Source organism: Acinetobacter sp. ANC 4636 (genome assembly GCF_054454555.1).
This window is the reverse complement of sequence record NZ_JBTKVD010000034.1, coordinates 1-2,761: the sequence shown is the minus strand read 5'-3', so window position 1 is coordinate 2,761 and position 2,761 is coordinate 1. Positions and strand designations below refer to the sequence as shown.

At 36.5% G+C, this 2,761-nt stretch carries 2 protein-coding genes and 1 pseudogene; all 3 read right to left on the bottom strand.

Annotated elements, in window-relative coordinates:
* Nucleotides 1–169: 169 nt before the first annotated feature.
* Nucleotides 170–601 carry a hypothetical protein gene (locus tag ACX1N5_RS15610; RefSeq protein ID WP_458803545.1) on the bottom strand — a complete coding sequence of 144 codons (432 nt, stop codon included), beginning with the start codon at nucleotides 599–601 and terminating at the stop codon, nucleotides 170–172.
* Nucleotides 602–630: 29 nt separating this feature from the next.
* Nucleotides 631–1,686, bottom strand: coding sequence for a polymorphic toxin-type HINT domain-containing protein (locus tag ACX1N5_RS15605; protein WP_458803543.1), 1,056 nt, complete (start codon nucleotides 1,684–1,686; stop codon nucleotides 631–633).
* 165 nt (nucleotides 1,687–1,851) lie between these two features.
* Nucleotides 1,852–2,761 (bottom strand): annotated as a pseudogene (locus ACX1N5_RS15600) (VENN motif pre-toxin domain-containing protein); the annotation flags it as partial.

Here is a 2,761-nt window from a genome sequence, read left to right as displayed (position 1 = left end):
TCACTCTGAAAATGTCGACCATGGAAAGGATTCATATACTGAACTTTTAGCTAAAAGGGTATTTAGCTTAGCATCTATGGTTATTTGCAACAGTGCCAAATATATCTCTTTAGCTTCTTTTGGCATTATTGACCACAACAATTCGCCGATTCTTTGATATATTTTTTGATCATTCATAATAATAATTTCCAAAGAAATTAAAAGCTGAAAAGCTTGAATCATCTACTATCTTATAATCATTTATATCTAAGGAGAGCTTCAATTCACCAAAGCAATCTTTCCACAGAACTTTATAAAAGTAATCGATAAAAAAATCATAAGATTTTTTTGAAGGACCACTAATTATTACATCTTGTAATCGCTTAAATTGAAGCTTTTCTTCTTCTGTTCCGAATTCCATAAGGTAAAAAAATGCTGTTCGATAATTAATATACCAAGCTAAATTTTTTTTCTTCATGAACTCGTACGATGGAATTGTTATTTCCCTACCAATTCTATGAATATCTTCTAAATTGTCACAGGAATACAAATTTGGTTCACTTTCTAATGAGACCACATCACCTATGATGTCATAAAACCACGACTTATTAACTAAATACATTTTTAATCTCAAAATTGTTATTGACAAAATTATTTATGACTTCTAGCTGGTAGTACTGGATAGGCACTAACTAATTTTCCAGTTTTTTTATCAAAAATAACAACTGCTTTTGAAGATTCTGCATATACTCTTCCACCACCATAATAACCTTCCCCGATTTTTCGTCCAAAATCAATTTCTACAATACCCTTTTCCTTATCAGGTGATTTAAGGGCCTGCTGTAAAGCATATTCAAGATCTTTATTAGATAAAAATCTTGTAGCATCTGGTAAATTTCTAGGATCTTTAATATTTGCTAATTTATTGGGCTGATCTGGAGGAATGCCAGTCTTAGCTCTATATTTCTGTTGCTCTAATGTCGTACCTGCTCCGTGTCTATTTAAGGCATGTACACCGGCATACCCATAGTTTTTCTCAATATTCTGAATATTTTGTTTTATCTCACAACAGTTCGCATTATGAACCCACGTACCTAGCTCACCTACATGATAGGTATGGAAACCGTCAACCTCAATATTATAAACAGTTTCAACTTTATTTGGGATAAGTGCTTGGCTTACAACCTTTAGTTCATTATTATTCCGATCGAGTAAAATCATACCTGATTGTAATAATGAAGTTTTTAGCCAACCTAAACCTTTAATCCAGAATGGATGCTCTGCTGTAGTTTCAAGGATCTCTTCTCTTTCATATTGATCTCGAATCACAACATTAAAGATTGGTTGATCCCTCGTGATTTTAGTTGCAATGACAGGTCGATATTCGTATTTGAGAGTTCTATCATTTCTAGCCCAAACCAGTTCCCCACCTACAAATTTTTCTATTGCTTTTAAACCTTGATTGGTTTCAACTAAAGTACCCGCAGTAAAACAAGCACTTCCTGAACATGCTTGTACAGCATCATTCAAAGCTTCTTTCATTTTGGCTACGTCTTTTACTTCTTTTGCTGCTTCAAAGGCTTTTCTTGCTGCATTAAGCTTTTCTAATATCTTAGCGCCTGGTATAAGACCAACTGTCTCGAAAATATAATCTCCAACCGTCTCAGCTTCCACATAACCTTTGATAGTACCAATTACTGGCAGCATATCTAGAGTTAATCCACTAAATTATTTTAATATAACAGCCGTTTGATTTCGTAAATATTGACTACAAGCTGGTGAATTCGATGGTAATCCAACTGAACCACAAGCATGAGCTCTTGCTTCCTCTACCCTTTTTATAGCCAACTTACTATCAGCAGGCATATCTCGATTATTCTCAACTGCATTTTGTCCTACAACTCCTGCTATCTGAGCATTAAATGCCGAATCTCCAACTGTTCCTCCAACAACGGCACCAATTGCTGCCGTTAGATCTCGAATTTTAGTCTTCACATCTTCTGGCAATAGATTCGGAATAAATTCGCCTTTCTCATTTTGATATGCTGAATTGTCTTTATATTGATTAGTCAGATACGTTGCTGCTGCTTCAGATGCCACGGCTGCACTACCACCTGCTACGGGGTCTCCACCATTAATATAAGCAAGTGTAGCGCCTAATATTGCATGAGCTGTAAGCTGTGCTGCGGTATTTTTGTCCTCACCATGTCCCCATTGGTCACCAATCTTGTAAGCTGCATAAGGTGCTAAAGTATTAGTGACGACTTGCAAGTCAGTCTGTCCACCCAATGCACCTGTAATGGCAATCGTGACAGCATTTAAGGCACGGCTCTTATCTCCCCCCATACCCCAGTCTTGTGCATTTTGACTTGCATCTGCATAATCAGATGAAAGATAACTTAAATACTCATTCTGTTTAGCTGGGCTTAAAGTTTCATAATATTCATATGCTTGATTGTTATTTAACTTCAAATCATCAAGTACTTTTTGCTTTGCATTTTTCTTCGCCTCCTCAGCTTCAATCTGCTGATTCTGACTATACGTTCTCGTCGCCGCCACAATTGTTGATGTTGCAGCAGCAACAGTTTTTTGTTTATCGAGGATCTCTTGCAGGTTAGGTAAGGTTTCAAGCTGTCTGTTTGCTGTTGCTATATCGCTATGTATGCCCAGCTCTTCAACTGTTGTTGTCTTACCACCAATTATGATATTACCTGCACTTAATGTGGCGTAGGTTGTACTGCTATCCTGATCCGATTCATACTGAGGTAAACTTGGGCTAAAA